Below are 18,856 nucleotides of genomic sequence, written 5' to 3' on the forward strand. Positions count from 1 at the left end.
AGATCGATCGATGTACAAGCACCCGCTTGGGGAAAATCCATTCCCGCCCGACGATGAACGCCAGGCACACGCGATCGGCTCGAAAACCGCCAGGTCGAGTGTTCCAAAAATAAAGCCAGCAGGTAGTAACAGACGCCTGAGGGAGGGTTGGCTCCCTCAGGAGATAAGCTTAGTCAGGTATCAGATTTTTACGTCAGGCGCCGGCTTGTCGCTTGGGTTAGCGATCAGCTCCTTAACCTTGTCGCTCATCGGGAAGTTCAGGTTCAGGCCTTTTGGTGGGATCGGGCTCTCGAACCACTTGCTGTAGATCTTGTTGATTTCGCCGGATTTGTACAGGGCAACGATGGCGTCATCGACCGCTTTCTTGAAGGCCGGGTCGTCTTTACGCACCATGCACGCGTAGGCTTCGAAGGACTGCGGAGTACCGGTGATGACCCAGTCGTCCGGCTTCTTGGCCTTGGCTTCTTCACCGGCCAGCAGGGCGTCGTCCATCATGAAGGCAACGGCGCGGCCGCTTTCCAGCATCTGGAAGGATTCGCCGTGGTCTTTGGCGGAGATGACGTTCATGCCCATCTGCTTGTCGGCGTTCATCGCTTTGATGATGCGCTCGGACGTGGTACCGGCGGTGGTCACGACGTTTTTGCCTTTCAGGTCAGCGAAGTCGGCGTAGCTCGGCTTGCCGTCCTTGTCTTTCTTGACCAGCAGACGGGTGCCGATTTCGAAGATGTTGACGGTGAAATCAACTTGCTGGGCGCGTTCGGTGTTGTTGGTGGTGGAGCCGCACTCGAGGTCCGCAGTGCCGTTCTGGATCAGCGGAATACGGGTTTGCGAAGTGACCAGGTTGTACTTGGCCTTCAGGTCGGGTTTGTTCAGGTCTTTTTTCAGTTGCTCGACGACGGCCAACTGAATGTCGTGGGAATAGCCCACGGGTTTGCCCGAACCATCCGCGATGTAGGAGAACGGAATGGAGCTGTCGCGGTGAGCGAGAGTGATGGTGCCGGAGTCGTTGATCTTCTTCAGCGTGCCGGTGAGTTCAGCGGCAAACACTGGCGTGCTGATCAGAGCGGCAGCGATAGCTGCGCCCAGAATATGGGGAACGATGCGCATCAATACTTCCTCGACATTTGTTTTTTTTATGAAGCCGGCTAAACGGCTCTCTTGTACAGCGAATGCCCGTGACGGCTCCTGAGGCGTCTCAGGCAATCGTCCAAGAGTGTAGAGCATGAGTCGTGCCAGGCCAGGATTAAAAGGTTAATTGGTTGATTTTTAAGAAGATTAACTTTGTATGACGGGTGATTTTTAATTCTTGGGTCCGGCAAACCGAATACGCCGGGGTGCGATGTTCGGAAAACCGAATGCCAAAAAAAGCCCCTGGACCTTACGGCGCAGGGGCTTTTGTGGGCGTGAGCTGTCAGGCAGCTTCAATCTTGCTGCGGTTCTGCTCAACTTTAGACAGGTAGCGCTGCACGTTGTCCTGCTCTTGCGGGGTGGTGAACAGGCCGAGCTTGGTACGGCGCCACAGTACGTCCTGAGGGTGGGTTACCCATTCTTCGGCGCAGAGGTAATCGACTTCACGGGTGTACAGGCCGCCACCCAAGTGGTCGCCCAGGTCGGTCAGCGATTGCACGCCTTCCAGCAGGCGCCAGGTGCGGCTGCCGTAGGTGGTGGACCAGCGACGGGCAATCTCGCTCGGTACCCAGTCAAATTTGTCGCGAATGGCGTCGGCCAGGGCTTCGGGCGTGGTCATGTCTTCGCCACCGGGCAGGCTGGCCTTGGCGGTCCAGCTTGGACGCATCTGGGTGAAGTACGGGGCCAATTGCGCCATCGCCGACTCAGCCAGCTTGCGATAAGTGGTCAACTTGCCGCCAAACACCGACAGGATAGGCGCCTCGCCCGTGCCGCCGGACAGCGCCAGGGTGTAGTCGCGCGTGATAGCCGACGGGTTGTCCGACTCGTCGTTGCACAGCGGGCGCACGCCGGAGTAGGTGTGGACGATGTCGTCGCGGCTCAGTTGTTTCTTGAAGTGAGCGTTGACCACCTTGAGCATGTAGTCGGTTTCACCTTCGGTAATCGCCACTTTCGCCGGGTCGCCGGTGTATTCACGGTCGGTGGTACCGATGATGGTCAGGTGATTCAGGTACGGAATGGTGAAGACGATGCGCTGGTCTTCGTTCTGCAGGATATGCGCGTGGGCGCCTTCGTACAGTTTCGGCACGATCAGGTGGCTGCCTTGGATCAGGCGGATGCCGTACGGTGAGTCCAGCTTCAGGTCGTCCTTGATGAACTTGGCGACCCAAGGGCCGGCGGCGTTCACCAGGGCGCGGGCGCGGATCGAGAACAGGCTGCCGTCGGCGCGTTCCATGTTCATTTCCCACAGGCCCTTGCTGCGGTGTGCGCTCACGCAGCGGGTCTGGGTATGGATGTGCGCGCCTTTTTCGCGGGCGGCCATGGCATTCAGCACCACCAGGCGGGCGTCATCGACCCAGCAGTCGGAATATTCGAAGCCTTTGGTGATTTCGCTTTTGAGCGGGCTGTCAGGGCCGAACTTGAGGCTTTTCGAACCGGCCAGTTTCTCGCGCTTGCCCAGGTGGTCGTAAAGGAACAGGCCGGCGCGGATCATCCATGCCGGGCGCAGGTGCGGGCGGTGTGGCAACACGAAGCGCATCTGCTTGACGATGTGCGGGGCCTTGGCCAACAGCACTTCGCGTTCGGCCAGGGCTTCGCGCACCAGGCGGAATTCGTAATGTTCGAGGTAGCGCAGCCCGCCGTGGATCAGCTTGCTGCTGGCGGAAGAGGTGTGGCTGGCCAGGTCGTCCTTTTCGCAAAGGAATACCGACAAACCGCGACCGGCTGCGTCTGCTGCAATCCCGACGCCGTTGATCCCGCCACCGATTACGGCAACGTCATAGACTTCGGCAAGCGGTGGAGCAGGCAAGGTAGAAGGGTTCATCGGCTGGCCTCGCGATCTTTTTCGTATTGGAATTCGAACATTAATGTTCATTTGCGAAAATGGTAGCTGATAAACGCGGGCACAGCCACCCAAGTTCGATTGAAAAAACTCATCGAAGGGCGGGAAAAGGAAAATTTGTGAACATCAATGGGGGGGAGCTACTTTTGTAGTGAGCGGGCTTGCCCCGCGCTGGGTGGCGAAGCCGCCCTAAACCCAGGCAACTCGGTCACTCTGATGCGGCCTTATTGGGGCGGCTTCGCCGCCCAGCGCGGGGCAAGCCCGCTCACCACAGGGTTATACGACTTCCAACCGAACCTTATGCTCATTCAACAATTGCACCAGCGCTGGCACCGGCTGCTGGTCCGTCACCAGGCAGTCCACCAAACTGATCGGCCCCAGGCGAATCATGGCGTTGCGCCCGAATTTGCTCGAGTCCGCCGCCAGGATCACCTGACGGGCATTGGCGATAATCGCCTGGGAAACCCGCACTTCCTGGTAGTCGAAATCCAGCAGGCTACCGTCTTCATCGATTCCGCTGATGCCCACCAAGGCAAAGTCGACCTTGAACTGGTTGATGAAGTCGACACTCGCCTGGCCCACCACACCGCCATCACGGCGCACATTGCCGCCGGTCAACAACACATCGAAGTCGTCCTTGGCGCTGAGCATGGTGGCGACGTTGAGGTTGTTGGTGATGATTTTCAGGTGGTTGTGGTTGAGCAACGCACGGGCGATGGATTCGGTGGTGGTGCCGATATTGATGAACAGCGAGGCGTGATCAGGGATTTGCGCGGCGATGGCTTCGCCGATGCGCTGTTTCTCGTCGCGCATCTGGTCGGCACGCATGGCGTACGCGGTGTTTTCGACACTGGAGTCATAGGCCGCGCCGCCGTGGTAGCGGCGCAGCAGATTGGCGTCCGCCAGTTGGTTGATATCGCGGCGGATGGTTTGCGGGGTGACAACGAACAGCTGCGCCATTTCCTCGATACTGACGTAGCCGCGTTCGCGGACCAGCTCGAGGATTTGTTGTTGGCGGGGAGGCAGATTCATGGGGCGTCCTTTGGGCTGCCATACAAAAGTGGCCCATGATGACGCAGGAATCCGCTCCCTGCCAGTTACAACCTGACGTTGGCTTATTCAGCGCCTTCGTGCGGCTCCCAGTCACGGGTGCGGCTGACCGCTTTTTGCCAGCCGGCGTAGAGCTTCTCCTTGGCGCCCTCGTCCAGCTGCGGTTCGAACTCGCGCTCGATCACCGCCTTGCCGCGCAACTCATCCAGGCTGCCCCAGAAGCCGCACGCCAGGCCGGCCAGGTAGGCCGCGCCCAATGCGGTGGTTTCGCGCATTTGCGGGCGCTCGACCTGGGTGCCGAGGATGTCGGCCTGGAACTGCATGAGGAAGTTGTTGGCCACCGCGCCGCCGTCCACGCGCAGGGCCTTGAGGCGTTCGCCCGAATCCTGCTGCATGGCGTCCAGTACATCGCGGGTCTGGTAGGCAATCGACTCCAGGGCGGCACGAATGATGTGATCCACGCGTACGCCACGGGTCAGGCCGAACAACGCGCCACGGGCGTAGGGGTCCCAGTACGGAGCGCCCAGGCCGGTGAAGGCCGGGACCAGATACACGCCGTTGCTGTCCTTGACCTTGCCGGCGAAGTATTCGGTGTCGGTGGCATCGGCGATGATCTTCAACTCGTCACGCAACCACTGTACGGTGGAGCCGCCGTTGAATACCGCGCCTTCCAGGGCATACGCCACTTCGCCACGCGGGCCGCAGGCGATGGTGGTGAGCATGCCGTGGTTGGATTTCACCGCTTTGTCGCCGGTGTTCATCAGCAGGAAGCAACCGGTGCCGTAGGTGTTCTTGGCTTGGCCGGCTTCGACGCACATCTGGCCGAACAGCGCAGCCTGTTGGTCACCCGCGATGCCACCGATGGCGATGCCGCTTTTGGTACGGCCGTAGATTTCCGAGGACGACTTCACTTCCGGCAGCATTTCGCGCGGTACGTCCAGGATCTCCAGCATCTTCGCATCCCACTCCAGCGTGTGGATGTTGAAGAGCATGGTGCGCGAGGCGTTGGTGTAGTCGGTGACGTGGGTCTTGCCGCCGGTAAATTTCCAGATCAGCCAGCTGTCGATGGTGCCGAACAGCAGTTCACCGTTACGCGCACGCTCGCGACTGCCTTCGACGTTGTCGAGGATCCACTTGAGCTTGGTGCCGGAGAAGTACGGGTCGGTGACCAGGCCGGTGGTGTCATTGATGTATTGCTCGTGGCCGTCGCGTTTGAGCTGCTGGCAGATCTCAGTGCTGCGGCGGCATTGCCAGACGATCGCGTTGTAGATCGGGCGGCCGGTGACTTTGTCCCACACTACGGTGGTTTCACGCTGGTTGGTGATGCCGATGGCGGCGACTTGGTCATGGTGCAGGCCGGCCTGCGCCAGCGCTTCGACCATCACTGCGCTCTGGGTCGCGAAGATTTCCATCGGGTCATGCTCGACCCAGCCCGCTTGCGGGTAATGCTGAGTGAATTCACGCTGGGCGGTGCAGACCACGTTGGCGTCGCGATCGAAGATGATCGCGCGGGAACTGGTGGTGCCCTGATCAAGGGCAATGATGTAGTTCTTATTCTGAATGTCGGTCATGTCGATTGCCTTAGACGGAAAATAAGGAAGTAAGGAATCAGCCGGGTCCGCAAAGGGGCAGTGCGGGCCCGGCCGGCGGTATCAGGAAATACGCGTCTTGCCGTTGACAGCCGTGTCAGGTGTTTCTTCAGCTATAGCAGGTGCGGCGCTCGGCAGGTGACGGGCAATCAGCCCGCGATACGCTGCGGCGCCGAGGCATGCGCCGACGATCGGTGCAAAAATCGGTACCAGGAAGTAAGGAATGTCACGACCGCCAGTAAAGGCCATTTCACCCCAGCCCGCGAAAAAGGTCATCAGCTTGGGCCCGAAATCCCGCGCGGGGTTCATCGCAAAGCCCGTCAGCGGGCCCATGGCGCTGCCGATCACGGCAATCAACAGGCCGATCAGCAGCGGGGCCAATGGGCCGCGTGGCAGACCGTTGTTGTCATCGGTAAGGGCCATGATTACGCCCATCAGGATGGCGGTGATCACCATCTCCACCAGGAACGCCTGGGCAGTGCTCAGCAGCGCATGGGGGTAGGTGGAGAACACCGACGCCAACTCCAGGCTGGCTTGGGAGCCGCGCACCATGTGGTGAGTTTGTTCGTAATCGAAAAAAAGATTGCTGTAGAGCGTGTACACCAAGGCCGCCGAGCAGAAGGCGCCGGCGATCTGGGCGAGGATATAGAAGGGCAGTTTGCGTTTTTCGAAGTCGGCGAAAATACACAACGCGATGCTGACAGCCGGGTTGAGGTGGGCTCCGGAAATACCGGCGCTCAGGTAGATCGCCATGCTGACGCCGACCCCCCAGATGATACTGATCTCCCACAAGCCAAAGCTGGCACCCGCGACCTTGAGCGCAGCGACACATCCTGTACCGAAGAAGATCAGAAGCGCAGTCCCCAGGAATTCGGCCATGCATTGGCTCGAAAGTGAAGGCTGTTGAAGAGCAGTTGTCATGGAAAACCTCATTTGTTGTTCTTGTCTGGCGCACGACCTCAACGGGCGGTTGCGCGATTTTCACCCTGGCAAGGATCCCCATCCCGGCCACGGCTCACTGCGTGAATGCTGCAGGTGTATTCCTACAGTATTCGGAAACGAAAAAATATAGACAAGAATGACGGCTGTCAAAGGTCGAAAGTGAACTGTCGGTCACTTTCAAACTATTGGTCTGGTGAATGATCACACTTGTCACATGGCACGTGCACCTTAAGAGTGGGCGGACTAGAGCGTTTTGTGCGGGCTTGGCCTAGAATTGGCCATCTGTTTGCCTCGCTCCGGAGACGTCATGACCCCCGCATTGGATTTGTTGAAAAAAGTTCGCGCCGAACATCGAATCCACAGTTACGAACATGATCCGAAGGCTGCTTCGTATGGGCTGGAGGCCGCGGAAAAATTGGGCCTCGACCCGGCGCAGGTGTTCAAGACCTTGCTGGCCAGCAGCGAGAAGGGCGAATTGTTGGTAGCGGTGGTGCCGGTCGTCGGAAGTCTGGATTTAAAAGCCCTGGCTCACGCGGCAGGCGTCAAGAAAGTTGAAATGGCCGACCCGGCAGCGGCGCAGCGTTCCACCGGCTACCTGCTAGGTGGTATCAGCCCGCTGGGGCAGAAGAAGCGTTTGCGCACGTTTATTGATGTGACGGCGCAGCCATTCGCAACGATTTTTGTGAGCGCGGGGAGGAGGGGCTTGGAGGTTGAATTGCCGGCGGTGGTGCTGGCGGAGCATACCCAGGCCAAGTTCGCGCCGATTGGTCGCGCCTGAGATCCGCCTTCGAAGGCTACCGAGGTCCAATGTGGGAGGGGGCTTGCTGCCGATGGCAGTCTATCAGCCAGCTTATCTGTGACTGATACACCGCTATCGGCAGCAAGCGCCTCTCACATTTTTGACCTGGTTTCGTCAGTGAGCGGCGCTGTGGCGCCGCACGCCGGACTCGCTCTGAGGAATCTGCGCCGCCGTGCTGCCGGACGCCTGGAACAACACCAAGTGTTCGGCCGCCACCCGAATCCCCACATCCGCGCCCACCTGATGGTCTGCATGGCTGGGGAAAATCGATTCCAACTGTGCGCCCGTCGGCAGTTGCAGGCGGTACAACGTCGAAGCACCGAGGAAGGTCTTGCCGACGATCCGTGCTTTCAACGCGCTGTCGGGTGCGTAGACGATGTCATCCGGGCGCAGTAGCACGTCCACCGCGCCGCCGGTAGGCCAGGTGTAGGCCCGGTTGCCGCGCAGCTCACCCAGTTCGGTGCTGACCGATTCCGGCGAGCTCAATTGGCCACGAATGAAGTAACCCTGGCCGATAAAACTCGCGACGTAGGGTGTCTGCGGTTCGTGATACAGGTTGTAGGGCGTGTCCCACTGCTCAAGCCGGCCTTCCTTGAACACACCCACCTGGTCGCTGACGGCAAAAGCTTCTTCCTGGTCATGGGTGACCAGGATCGCACTGGTGCCGCGCGCCTTGAGGATGTCGCGCACCTCGTGGCTGAGCTTGCGCCGCAACTCACCATCCAGGTTGGAGAAGGGTTCATCCAGTAGCAGCAATGCGGGCTCCGGCGCCAGTGCGCGGGCGAGGGCTACACGTTGTTGCTGGCCACCAGAAAGCTCATGGGGGAAACGCTTGCCCAGGTTCTTCAGGTTTACCAGTTCGAGCAATTCAGCGACCACGCGGTCTTTTTGCGGGTGTTTGCGAATGCCGAAGGCAATGTTGTCAGCGACGCTGAGGTGAGGAAACAGCGCGTAGTCCTGAAACACCATGCCAATACGACGTTTCTCCGGTGCCAGGGTGAACCCGGCACTCGAGATGACTTCACCGGCCAGGCTGATTTCGCCCTCGTGCACCGGTTCAAAGCCGGCAATCGCGCGCAGGGTGGTGGTTTTGCCGCAGCCCGAGGAGCCCAGCAGGCAACCGATATCACCCGCATTGAGGTGCAGGTTGAGGTTCTGCACCACCCGTTGATCTTGATAGCCGCATGCCAGATTGCGCAGGTTCAGCAGTAATTCATGGCTCATGCGTGGTGGTAAGACGGCGGGACGAGAAATTCGAGCAACGCCTTTTGCGCATGCAGGCGGTTTTCAGCCTGGTCCCAGGCGACCGAACGTGGGTCGTCGAGCAGGTCGAGGCTGATTTCCTCGCCACGGTGGGCGGGCAGGCAGTGCATGAACAGTACGTCCGGCGCGGCCAGGTCGAGCAGTTCGCGGGTGACCTGGTACGGCGCAAACAAGGCCAGGCGCTTGGCGGTTTCGTCTTCCTGGCCCATGGAGGTCCAGACGTCGGTGCTGACCAGGTGCGCGCCGACAACGGCGTCCTTAGGATCGCGCAGCAGTTGTACGCGACCGTCCGCCTTGGCGAGGAATTCGGCGCTGGGCTCAAAACCTTCGGGGCAGGCGACGCGCAGGTGGAAGTCGAACTGGATCGCCGCTTCTATATAGCTGTTGCACATGTTGTTGCCATCACCGATCCAGGCGACGGTCTTGCCCTGGATCGAGCCACGGTGCTCAAGGAAGGTTTGCATGTCGGCCAGCAACTGGCACGGGTGCAGGTCGTCGGACAGGCCGTTGATGACGGGAACGCGCGAATGAGCGGCAAATTCGGTCACGGTGCTGTGGGCAAAGGTACGGATCATCACCGCATCCAGCATGCGTGACATGACCCTGGCGCTATCGGCGATAGGCTCGCCACGGCCCAGTTGGGTATCACGCGATGACAAGAAGATGGCTTGGCCACCCAGTTGGATCATGCCGGCTTCGAAGGACACGCGGGTGCGGGTCGACGACTTCTCGAAAATCATCCCGAGCACGCGGTTTTTCAAAGGCTCGAACAGTACGCCGCGGTTACGCAGGTCTTTAAGCTCAATGCCTCGACGGATCACGCTGACCAGCTCTTCGGGCGTGCAATCCATCAGGGAGAGAAAGTGCCTTGCGCTCATCATTAACTACCTTTTGCAACAGACCGCAGATACTCAAAGCCTTGTTTATTGTGACAACGGGCGAGACCTGCGGCGAAAGCCGCACGGGGCGACGAAATAGGGGAAGGCGCGATCTTATAATTAAATGTCGCGTCTTACCAATAGGGCTACGGTTTTTAAGGGCGTTCAAGCAGGGCGCCGAGGCGCTTTTGAAGACGAATTCCAGACAGCAGCGGTTCATTTGTACACTGGCGTCGCAACCTTTTGCAATGTGCGGAGGCGGCTGCAGGCCAGGCTGCGTCGGTTTCAGCGCGCGCCTGCGAGGTTTCTGAAACATTTGCTCATGCTTAGCCATGGCCTGGCCTGATGCTTGTCGATTCACGGCACTGACGTTAGTGGTGCCTTGGCCGTCCGCGGGCCATAGTTAGGCCAAAGCCCTGATAAGAGACTGGCCATGACCAAGACTCTCCACCACCGTGCCTGCCATCTGTGTGAAGCCATCTGTGGCCTGACGCTGGAAACCACCCAGGCCGAGGACGGCAGCCTGGCGATCACTTCGATCAAGGGCGACGCCCAGGACAGTTTCAGCCGTGGGCATATCTGTCCCAAGGCCGTCGCGCTGCAAGATATCCAGAATGATCCCGACCGCCTGCACCATCCCATGCTGCGGGTGGGCAACGAATGGCAGCCGATTGCCTGGGACGAGGCCTTTGCCCTCGTCGCCGAACGGCTGGCGGGGATTCAGGCGCGGCATGGGCAGAATGCGGTGGCGGTGTATCAGGGCAATCCCAGCGTGCATAACTATGGGCTGATGACCCACAGCAACTATTTTCTGGGGCAGTTGAAGACGCGCAATCGGTTTTCGGCGACCTCGGTGGACCAGTTACCCCATCACCTCACCAGCTACCTGATGTACGGCCATGGCCTGTTGCTGCCAATCCCCGACATCGACCACACCGACTTCATGCTGATCCTGGGGGGCAACCCGCTGGCGTCCAACGGCAGCATCATGACCGTGCCGGATGTGGAAAAGCGCCTCAAGGCGATTCAGGCACGCGGCGGCAAAGTGGTGGTGGTCGATCCTCGGCGCAGCGAGACGGCAGCCATTGCCGATCAGCATCTGTTCGTGCGGCCAGGCGGTGATGCGGCGTTGTTGTTTGGGGTGCTCAACACCTTGTTCAGCGAAAACCTGACCCGCGACAGCCATCTACCCATTGAAGGCCTGGAGGATGTACGCCGCGCCATCGCAGGGTTCAGCGCTGAGGCCATGAGTCGCCAGTGTGCGGTGCCTGCTGAACAGATCCGCCAGCTGGCGCGGGACTTTTCCGCCGCCGACAAGGCGGTGTGTTACGGGCGCATGGGGGTGTCGACCCAGGCGTTCGGCACGCTGTGCCATTGGCTGGTGCAATTGATCAACCTGGTGACGGGCAATCTGGACCGTGTCGGTGGCGCGCTGTGCACCACGCCGGCGGTGGATTTGGTGGCAGCGACCGGCGGCGGGCATTTCAATCGTTGGCAGAGCCGGGTTTCCGGGCGCCCGGAGTACGGCGGGGAGTTGCCGGTGTCGGCCTTGGCTGAGGAAATGCTCACTGAAGGCGAAGGGCAAATCCGGGCATTGGTGACGGTGGCCGGTAATCCGGTGTTGTCGACGCCTAACGGCCGTCAGCTGGAACAGGCGCTGGATGGCCTGGAGTTCATGGTCAGCATCGACCTTTATATCAACGAGACCACACGCTATGCCGACCTGATCCTGCCGTCCACGTCGGCGCTTGAAAACGATCACTACGACACCACTTTCAATATGTTTGCGGTGCGTAACGTTACGCGATTCAATCGCGCGATTTTGCCCAAGCCGGAAGGCGCGCTGCATGACTGGGAGATTTTCGTCGGCCTGGCCAAGGCGTTCGCGGCGCAGACGGGGGTTGCGCTCAAACCCACAATGCCGCCTGCACAGATGATCGACTTTGGCTTGCGTGCCGGGGTGTACGGTGACGCGTCCAGCCATAAGCTGTCCGTGGCAATGCTGGCAGACCATCCCCACGGCGTGGACCTCGGGCCGCTCCAGCCCAATCTTGCCGCTCGTTTGAAGACCGCCGATGGCAAGGTGCAAGCGGCGCCGGCGGTGATCCTCGCCGACCTGGCGCGGTTTGCGGCGCAGCCGGTGCCTGTGGCCGACGAACTGCTGCTGATCGGCCGCCGCCATGTGCGCAGCAATAATTCCTGGATGCATAACTATCACCGGCTCGTGAAGGGCAAGCCGCGCCATCAATTGTTGATGCATCCGGATGACCTGGCCCGTCGGCAACTGAGCGATGGCCAGCGCGTGCGCGTCAGTTCGCGCATCGGCATGATCGAAGTGGAAGTGCTGGCCAGCCTGGACATGATGCCCGGCGTGGTCAGCCTGCCCCACGGTTGGGGGCATGGGCGCCCAGGTGTCCAGATGACGATCGCCAGTGGGCAACCAGGCGCGAGTGCCAATGACTTGACCGACGAGCGGCAGCTGGATGAGTTATCGGGCAATGCTGCGTTGAACGGTGTTCCCGTGCAGGTAGCAGCCGCCTGAGCACCGCGCTGGAATTTTGCGTTACAATGCGCCACCGTGCCGACCTGTGAGTCGCAAAGTTCCAGCCGAGGTGTTCCATGGATATCATCGAAACGATCAAAGAGCAGATTGCCAACAACACCATTCTGCTTTACATGAAGGGCGCGCCCAACGCTCCTCAGTGCGGTTTCTCCGCGAAGGCGTCCCAGGCCATCATGGCGTGTGGCGAGAAATTCGCTTACGTGGATATCCTGCAAAACCCTGAAATCCGCGCCAACCTGCCGAAGTACGCCAACTGGCCTACGTTCCCACAGCTGTGGGTAGCCGGTGAGCTGGTCGGCGGTAGCGACATCATCGTTGAGATGGCCGCTGATGGTTCGCTGCAAACGCTGGTCAAAGAAGCAGCGGCAAACGCTGCAGCCAAGACTAACGCTTGATGCTTCTGTAAAAAGCCGTGCAATAAAAAGCCCCGCGTCTCTAAGAGAGCGGGGCTTTTTTGTACCTGCGTGCTGGGGCTTATTCGCCCATCTGCGATTGCAGGTAGTTTTCCAGGCTGACTTTGTCGATCAGGCCCAGTTGGGTTTCCAGCCAGTCGATGTGTTCTTCCTGGTCTTCCAGGATGTCTTCCAGCAGCTCACGGCTGCCGAAGTCGCCTTTGGTTTCGCAGTGAGCAATGGCGGCCTTGAGGTCGCTGTGGCTCTTGCGCTCAAAACCCAAGTCGCTGCTGATCATTTCTTGGGTGTGCTCGCCGATGTTCAGCTTGCCCAGGTCCTGCACGTTCGGCAGGCCTTCCAAGAACAGGATGCGCTTGATCAGCGCGTCGGCGTCTTTCATGGCCTTGATGGATTCTTTGTATTCACGCTTGCCGAGCTTTTCCAGGCCCCAATCGTCATACATGCGCGCATGCAGGAAGTACTGATTGATCGCGACCAGTTCATTGGCAAGGATTTTGTTGAGTTGCTGGATGACTGAGATGTCGCCTTTCATGACTGGGGTCCTGCCCTGTAATAGCTGTGTATAAGGCGGAGTTTGAGCGGCGAATTCCTTAGTGTCAAACCTAAGTTATTGAATAATAAATGAAAATTAATCGGAATAAGAATGTTTGTGTTCCGCGTCTTGGCGCTAACTAATTGAATTGCGGGCATAAAAAAACCGGACGTTAAGTCCGGTTCTTTAAAACATGCCCAATCAGGCGTGTGTAAATTCTGCTGAATAGGGGAGCGCGGCCTGCGCTGTCTGCAGCTGCGTCAGGGTTTCCCGTACCACTTGCTTGGCGAGGCAAGCACATTTGCCACACTGGCTGGCAACGCCGGTGGTTTCACGCACTTCCTTGTAGCTGCAGCAACCTTCATAGATTGCTTCGCGGATTTGTCCGTCGGTGACGCCAGTACAGAGGCACACATACATAAGGGAGAACCATCGCGGGTTTAAGGCTTAAGTGCGATGGATCTTAATGTTAACGAGAATGATTGTCAAAGTAGATTCGTAGGGTATTGGCTGGCACCGCGCCCGCACTGACGAACGGTTTTTTCAGTGTATGATGGTCGGTCTTCACGAAGCGTGACTGCGTCACAGGGCTGTCGCTTAAACACGGCAGACTCGGGCCGGTCCTTTTACTTCAATCGTCACCCTCACATCAGGAGATATCCAATGAGCGTACTCGTCGGCAAACAAGCCCCGGATTTCGACGTACCCGCCGTCCTCGGCAATGGCGAAATCGTTGACAGCTTCAAACTGTCTGAAGCCATCAAAGGCAAATACGGCCTGGTGTTCTTCTACCCGCTGGACTTCACCTTCGTCTGCCCGTCCGAGCTGATCGCCCTGGACCACCGCATGGACGATTTCAAGGCGCGCAACGTTGAAGTGGTCGCCGTTTCCATCGACTCCCATTTCACTCACAACGCTTGGCGCAACACCGCCATCAATGATGGCGGCATCGGCAAAGTCAAATACACCATGGCTGCCGACATGAAGCACGACATCGCCAAGGCTTACGACGTTGAATCCGAAGGCGGCGTGGCTTTCCGTGGCGCGTTCCTGATCGACGACAAAGGCGTGGTTCGCTCCCAGATCATCAACGACCTGCCACTGGGTCGTAACATGGAAGAGCTGATCCGTCTGGTCGACGCCCTGCAATTCCACGAAGAGCACGGCGAAGTCTGCCCTGCCAACTGGAAAAAAGGCGACAAAGGCATGAACGCTTCGCCGGAAGGTGTTGCGGCTTACCTGACCGAGAACGCTGGCAAGCTGTAAGCCAGAGTCGAGGTACAAAAAAACCGGCCTGAGAGGGCCGGTTTTTTTATGTGGAGGAAAAGCCCCTGGGGCAAGCGTGCTTTTTGTGGTGAGCGGGCTTGGTGTGGTAAGCCCTTTCACCACAGTAAGCCCGCTCACCATAGCGAGTCCGCTCACCACAAAAGCGCTGTTAGTCGTTGAAGTCTTCCCAGCCGCCCATCTGCTTCCAACGGTTGACGATGCCGCAGAACAGCTCGGCAGTCTTCTCGGTGTCGTAGCGGGCCGAGTGCGCCTCGCGACCGTCAAAGTCGATACCCGCCGCTTGGCAGGCCTTCGCCAGTACGGTCTGACCATAAGCCAGGCCAGCGAGGGTCGCGGTGTCGAAGCTGGAGAACGGGTGAAACGGGTTGCGCTTCATGTCCAGCCGCGCCACGGCGGCATTCAGGAAGCCCAGGTCGAAGCTGCTGTTATGGCCGACCAGGATCGCGCGTTTGCAGCCATTGGCCTTCAACGCCTTGCGCACGCCACGGAAGATATCGGTCAGTGCCGCTTCTTCACTCACCGCCATGCGCAGCGGGTGATCGAGCTTGATCCCGGTGAACTCCAGGGCAGCGGCTTCGATGTTGGCGCCTTCGAATGGCTCCACCCTAAAGAAGTGGGTGTGTTCCGGGAACACAAAACCCTGTTCGTCCATGCCGATGGTGGTCGCCGCGATTTCCAGCAGCGCGTCGGTGGCGCAGTTGAAACCACCGGTTTCTACGTCGATGACAACCGGCAGATAGCCGCGGAACCGCTCGGCCATCGGGTGACGGGAACCGCCACCACTGTGCTCGTGTTCGTCATCGTAATGGTCTTCACTCACTTGCTTTCCTCCAGCAGGCGCCAGCGCAGTGTTTCACCGGCGCGCAGCGGGATAACAGTCAGCTCGCCAAACGGCAGGCTGGCAGGGGCGGTCCAGTCTTCACGGACCAGGGTGATGCGGTCGGTATTCGCCGGCAGGCCGTAGAAGCGCGGGCCATTGAGGCTGGCGAAGCCTTCGAGCTTGTCCAGCGCGTTGCGCTGTTCGAATGCTTCGGCATACAGCTCAATGGCGGCAAACGCGGTATAGCAACCGGCACAGCCGCACGCGGCTTCTTTTGCGTGCTGGGCGTGGGGTGCCGAGTCGGTGCCGAGGAAAAACTTCGGATTGCCGCTGGTCGCCGCATCCAGCAAGGCCACCTGGTGGGTGTTGCGCTTGAGGATCGGCAAGCAATAGAAGTGCGGCCGAATCCCGCCCACCAGCATGTGGTTGCGGTTGTACAGCAGGTGATGCGCGGTGATCGTCGCGCCGACGTTGGCCGAGGCCTCGGTAACGAACTGCACGGCATCGGCGGTGGTGATGTGCTCGAACACGACCTTGAGGGTCGGGAACAGCTCGACCACACGGCGCATATGCTCGTCGATGAAGATCTTCTCGCGATCGAACACGTCCACGTCGCCACGGGTGACTTCACCGTGGATCAGCAGCGGCATGCCGACCTCCGCCATGGCTTCGATGGCCGGCAGGATCTTGTCGATACTGGTCACGCCGGAATCGGAGTTGGTGGTCGCGCCGGCCGGGTACAGCTTGGCGGCGTGCACGAAACCGCTGGCCTTGGCCTCACGAATTTCTTCGGGCTGGGTACGGTCGGTGAGGTAGAGCACCATCAACGGTTCGAAGCGGCTGCCGGCCGGCCGCGCAGCGAGGATACGCTGGCGATAGGCGTCGGCTTGCTCGGCGTTACGCACCGGAGGTACCAGGTTAGGCATGATGATGGCGCGGCCAAACGTGCGCGCTACATCGGCCACGGTGTGGGGTAACGCAGCACCATCGCGAAGATGAATATGCCAGTCGTCGGGACGCAGCAGGGTCAGGCGGTCGGACATTGGGGATTCCAGGCGGGTCAATCTGGTGGGAATGCTACCGGAAAAGACTCTTGCAGGCACTCGCTATCAAGTTTTGCAGGATGCAACCGATAGCCTTTCGTATGCCTTATCGATGTATGACGCTTTGAAGTGTTGTAGAAACCAGTGGAGCCTCCCGTGCGCCAGCATTATCTAGCCCTGCTCAGTGTGTTCGCCAGCCTGCCTGCGATGGCCCTCACGTTCCAGACACGTCTGGAGAATATTGAGTGGAAGGTAGAAGGCGATCAGTTCGAGTGCCGCCTGACCCAACCGATCACCGACTTCGGCTCGGGTGAGTTCGTGCGTCGGGCCGGCGAGCAGGCGACGTTTCGCCTGAAAGCCTACAACGGCTCGCTGGGTGTGGGCTCGGCCACGTTGTTGGCGGCTGCCGCCCCTTGGCAGCCGGGCCGAGGTGATATCAACCTCGGCGCCGTGCGTGCCGGCAGTGGCGACGTCTTGTTCAACAGCTCCCAAGCCCAGGCCGGGCGCCTGTTTACGGGGTTGCTGGAAGGGCGCAGCCCGACCGTCCGACACTATGGGCGTGAGGGCGGCTATTCGGAAATCCGCTTATTGCCGGTGAAATTCAACAAGGCCTACAACGACTACCAGCTGTGCACCACCAAGCTGTTGCCGATGAATTACGACCAGGTCAAGCAGACCGAAGTCGGGTTCCCGGGTGGCGGTATCGAACTGGACGCGGCGGCCAAGAAGAAACTCGACGTGATTCTCGCGTTCATGAAGGCCGACCCTACCGTCAACCATATCGAGTTGAACGGCCATTCGGACAACGGCGGCAACCGCCTGACCAACCGTGACGTCTCGCGCCGCCGTGGCTTGGCGGTGATGGACTACTTGAAGGCCAACGGTATTCCGGAATCGCAGATCACCTTGCGTTTCCACGGCGAAAGCTACCCGCTGGCGCCCAATACCAATGCGGCCAATCGCGCGCGCAATCGTCGGGTGAATATTCAGCTCGAACGTGTCGCAGCCCCCGAGAAACCTGCGCCCCAGGCCAGCGGCCCGAGCAACCCTGCACACACGTCATAATGTGCAGCCTAAGGTGCGACCATCGGTCGCCCTCTCGACATAATCTGTCGCTTTATCTTCATTTGCTGTCGCGCCCCTGTAAATCCACGGTTTTGGTCGGTAGAATCGACGCCTTTCCGTACAACCCCGTGGAGTGATGGCATGGCCGACGTAAACAAGGTCGTTCTCGCGTATTCCGGCGGCCTGGACACTTCGGTGATCCTCAAGTGGCTGCAGGATACTTATAACTGTGAAGTGGTGACCTTCACCGCTGACCTGGGTCAGGGCGAAGAGGTCGAACCTGCACGTGCCAAGGCGCAAGCCATGGGCGTGAAAGAGATCTACATTGACGACCTGCGCGAAGAGTTCGTCCGCGATTTCGTCTTCCCGATGTTTCGCGCCAACACCGTCTACGAAGGCGAGTACCTGCTGGGTACCTCCATCGCACGTCCGCTGATCGCCAAGCGCCTGATCGAAATCGCCAACGAAACCGGCGCCGACGCCATTTCCCATGGCGCCACCGGCAAGGGCAACGACCAGGTACGTTTCGAGCTGGGCGCCTACGCGCTCAAGCCAGGCGTGAAAGTGATCGCGCCTTGGCGTGAATGGGACCTGCTGTCCCGTGAAAAGCTGATGGATTACGCTGAAAAGCACGCGATTCCGATCGAGCGTCATGGCAAGAAGAAGTCCCCGTACTCGATGGACGCCAACCTGCTGCACATCTCCTATGAAGGCGGCGTGCTGGAAGACACCTGGACCGAGCACGAAGAAGACATGTGGAAGTGGACCGTCTCCCCGGAGAACGCTCCCGACAAGCCGCAATACCTGGAACTGACCTACCGCAACGGCGACATTGTCGCGCTGGACGGCGTCGAAATGACCCCGGCCACCGTTTTGGCGACGCTGAACCGTATCGGTGGCGAACACGGTATCGGTCGCCTCGACATCGTCGAGAACCGTTACGTGGGCATGAAGTCCCGTGGCTGCTACGAAACCCCAGGCGGCACCATCATGCTGCGCGCTCACCGCGCCATCGAGTCCATCACCCTGGACCGCGAAGTCGCTCACCTCAAAGACGAGCTGATGCCCAAGTACGCCAGCCTGATCTACACCGGCTACTGGTGGAGCCCTGAGCGCCTGATGCTGCAACAGATGATCGACGCGTCCCAGGCCCACGTGAACGGCGTTGTGCGCCTGAAGCTGTACAAGGGCAATGTGATCGTTACCGGTCGCAAATCTGATGACTCCCTGTTCGACGCCAACATCGCCACCTTCGAAGAAGACGGCGGCGCCTACAATCAGGCGGACGCGGCAGGCTTTATCAAGTTGAATGCATTGCGCATGCGCATTGCGGCCAACAAAGGTCGCTCGTTGTTCTAAGTTTCAGCCTGTCGTGAAGAATGGCCCCTTGTTCAAGGGGCCATTTTTTTTGCCGGTGTATTTTATAGAACGTCGCGATGTTTATAGTGATTAAACATATGTTGATATTTTTCATCCCCACCTTTCTCAAACAGAGGATTTGAATTGGCTGTTGTTGGAAGTGTGTAGGGGGAATGAATTTTTTACACCTATGTAGGAACTGGTCTTACAGAAAATTCACTCATGCAGATACAGCGAATATATAAAGCGCTGAATAGTCTGTAGGAATTAAGGATGTAAGTGAAT

At 59.2% G+C, this 18,856-nt stretch carries 17 protein-coding genes; 6 read left to right on the forward strand and 11 right to left on the reverse strand.

The features are described from left to right. Positions 1–180 precede the first annotated feature (180 nt). The 5 genes from ACI512_RS09655 to ACI512_RS09675 form a co-directional block, all read right to left on the reverse strand. Entirely contained in the window at positions 181–1,107 is a 927-nt protein-coding gene (locus ACI512_RS09655; protein WP_064054893.1) for a glutamate/aspartate ABC transporter substrate-binding protein, read from the reverse strand. A 304-nt stretch (positions 1,108–1,411) separates the two neighbouring features. Then, positions 1,412–2,950, reverse strand: coding sequence for a glycerol-3-phosphate dehydrogenase (gene glpD / locus ACI512_RS09660; RefSeq protein WP_236381344.1), 1,539 nt, complete (start codon positions 2,948–2,950; stop codon positions 1,412–1,414). A 294-nt stretch (positions 2,951–3,244) separates the two neighbouring features. Further along, complete coding sequence (locus tag ACI512_RS09665; RefSeq protein ID WP_017526345.1) at positions 3,245–4,000, reverse strand: DeoR/GlpR family transcriptional regulator; 756 nt, start codon at positions 3,998–4,000, stop codon at positions 3,245–3,247. Between the two features lie 83 nt (positions 4,001–4,083). After that, the gene (gene glpK, locus ACI512_RS09670) at positions 4,084–5,589 is read right to left on the reverse strand and encodes a glycerol kinase GlpK (protein WP_046034437.1); all 1,506 of its coding nucleotides are present in this window, start codon (positions 5,587–5,589) and stop codon (positions 4,084–4,086) included. Between the two features lie 81 nt (positions 5,590–5,670). Next, positions 5,671–6,528 carry an MIP/aquaporin family protein gene (locus tag ACI512_RS09675; RefSeq protein WP_012722481.1) on the reverse strand — a complete coding sequence of 286 codons (858 nt, stop codon included), beginning with the start codon at positions 6,526–6,528 and terminating at the stop codon, positions 5,671–5,673. Between the two features lie 328 nt (positions 6,529–6,856). Here ACI512_RS09675 and ybaK point away from each other — a divergent pair, with 328 nt between their 5' ends. Next, the gene (gene ybaK, locus ACI512_RS09680) at positions 6,857–7,327 is read left to right on the forward strand and encodes a Cys-tRNA(Pro) deacylase (protein ID WP_012722482.1); all 471 of its coding nucleotides are present in this window, start codon (positions 6,857–6,859) and stop codon (positions 7,325–7,327) included. 135 nt (positions 7,328–7,462) lie between these two features. Here the strand turns inward: ybaK and ACI512_RS09685 are convergent, their stop codons facing one another. Beyond that, positions 7,463–8,572 carry an ABC transporter ATP-binding protein gene (locus ACI512_RS09685; protein ID WP_064054895.1) on the reverse strand — a complete coding sequence of 370 codons (1,110 nt, stop codon included), beginning with the start codon at positions 8,570–8,572 and terminating at the stop codon, positions 7,463–7,465. Beyond that, positions 8,569–9,489 carry an ornithine carbamoyltransferase gene (gene argF / locus ACI512_RS09690; RefSeq protein ID WP_012722484.1) on the reverse strand — a complete coding sequence of 307 codons (921 nt, stop codon included), beginning with the start codon at positions 9,487–9,489 and terminating at the stop codon, positions 8,569–8,571. The genes ACI512_RS09685 and argF overlap by 4 nt, the downstream gene beginning before the upstream one ends. 433 nt (positions 9,490–9,922) lie before the next feature. On the opposite strand from argF, the gene ACI512_RS09695 reads away from it, so the two are divergent. Both ACI512_RS09695 and grxD read left to right on the forward strand, forming a co-directional pair. After that, positions 9,923–12,031 carry a molybdopterin oxidoreductase family protein gene (locus ACI512_RS09695; RefSeq protein ID WP_236382383.1) on the forward strand — a complete coding sequence of 703 codons (2,109 nt, stop codon included), beginning with the start codon at positions 9,923–9,925 and terminating at the stop codon, positions 12,029–12,031. Between the two features lie 77 nt (positions 12,032–12,108). After that, the gene (gene grxD / locus ACI512_RS09700) at positions 12,109–12,447 is read left to right on the forward strand and encodes a Grx4 family monothiol glutaredoxin (protein ID WP_012722486.1); all 339 of its coding nucleotides are present in this window, start codon (positions 12,109–12,111) and stop codon (positions 12,445–12,447) included. Between the two features lie 79 nt (positions 12,448–12,526). Here grxD and bfr read toward each other — a convergent pair whose 3' ends face one another. After that, complete coding sequence (bfr, locus tag ACI512_RS09705) at positions 12,527–12,997, reverse strand: bacterioferritin (protein WP_012722487.1); 471 nt, start codon at positions 12,995–12,997, stop codon at positions 12,527–12,529. Between the two features lie 201 nt (positions 12,998–13,198). Further along, positions 13,199–13,417, reverse strand: coding sequence for a bacterioferritin-associated ferredoxin (locus ACI512_RS09710; protein WP_010564137.1), 219 nt, complete (start codon positions 13,415–13,417; stop codon positions 13,199–13,201). Between the two features lie 243 nt (positions 13,418–13,660). Here ACI512_RS09710 and ACI512_RS09715 point away from each other — a divergent pair, with 243 nt between their 5' ends. Then, positions 13,661–14,263: a peroxiredoxin gene (locus ACI512_RS09715; RefSeq protein ID WP_003172097.1), complete on the forward strand. Its 603-nt coding sequence runs from the start codon at positions 13,661–13,663 to the stop codon at positions 14,261–14,263. A 169-nt stretch (positions 14,264–14,432) separates the two neighbouring features. On the opposite strand, the gene rnt is transcribed toward ACI512_RS09715, so the two are convergent. Both rnt and pyrC read right to left on the reverse strand, forming a co-directional pair. Then, entirely contained in the window at positions 14,433–15,104 is a 672-nt protein-coding gene (gene rnt / locus ACI512_RS09720; protein WP_010564138.1) for a ribonuclease T, read from the reverse strand. Then, positions 15,101–16,147, reverse strand: a complete 1,047-nt coding sequence (gene pyrC, locus ACI512_RS09725; protein ID WP_046034441.1) for a dihydroorotase — start codon at positions 16,145–16,147, stop codon at positions 15,101–15,103. The genes rnt and pyrC overlap by 4 nt, the downstream gene beginning before the upstream one ends. 156 nt (positions 16,148–16,303) lie before the next feature. Here pyrC and ACI512_RS09730 point away from each other — a divergent pair, with 156 nt between their 5' ends. Next, positions 16,304–17,212 carry an OmpA family protein gene (locus tag ACI512_RS09730; RefSeq protein WP_012722489.1) on the forward strand — a complete coding sequence of 303 codons (909 nt, stop codon included), beginning with the start codon at positions 16,304–16,306 and terminating at the stop codon, positions 17,210–17,212. Between the two features lie 141 nt (positions 17,213–17,353). Continuing rightward, positions 17,354–18,571 carry an argininosuccinate synthase gene (locus ACI512_RS09735; RefSeq protein ID WP_012722490.1) on the forward strand — a complete coding sequence of 406 codons (1,218 nt, stop codon included), beginning with the start codon at positions 17,354–17,356 and terminating at the stop codon, positions 18,569–18,571. The last annotated feature ends 285 nt before the right edge of the window (positions 18,572–18,856 follow it).

Origin of the sequence: Pseudomonas petroselini (genome assembly GCF_045037875.1) — a bacterium.
GTDB classification, from domain to species: Bacteria; Pseudomonadota; Gammaproteobacteria; order Pseudomonadales; family Pseudomonadaceae; genus Aquipseudomonas; species Aquipseudomonas petroselini.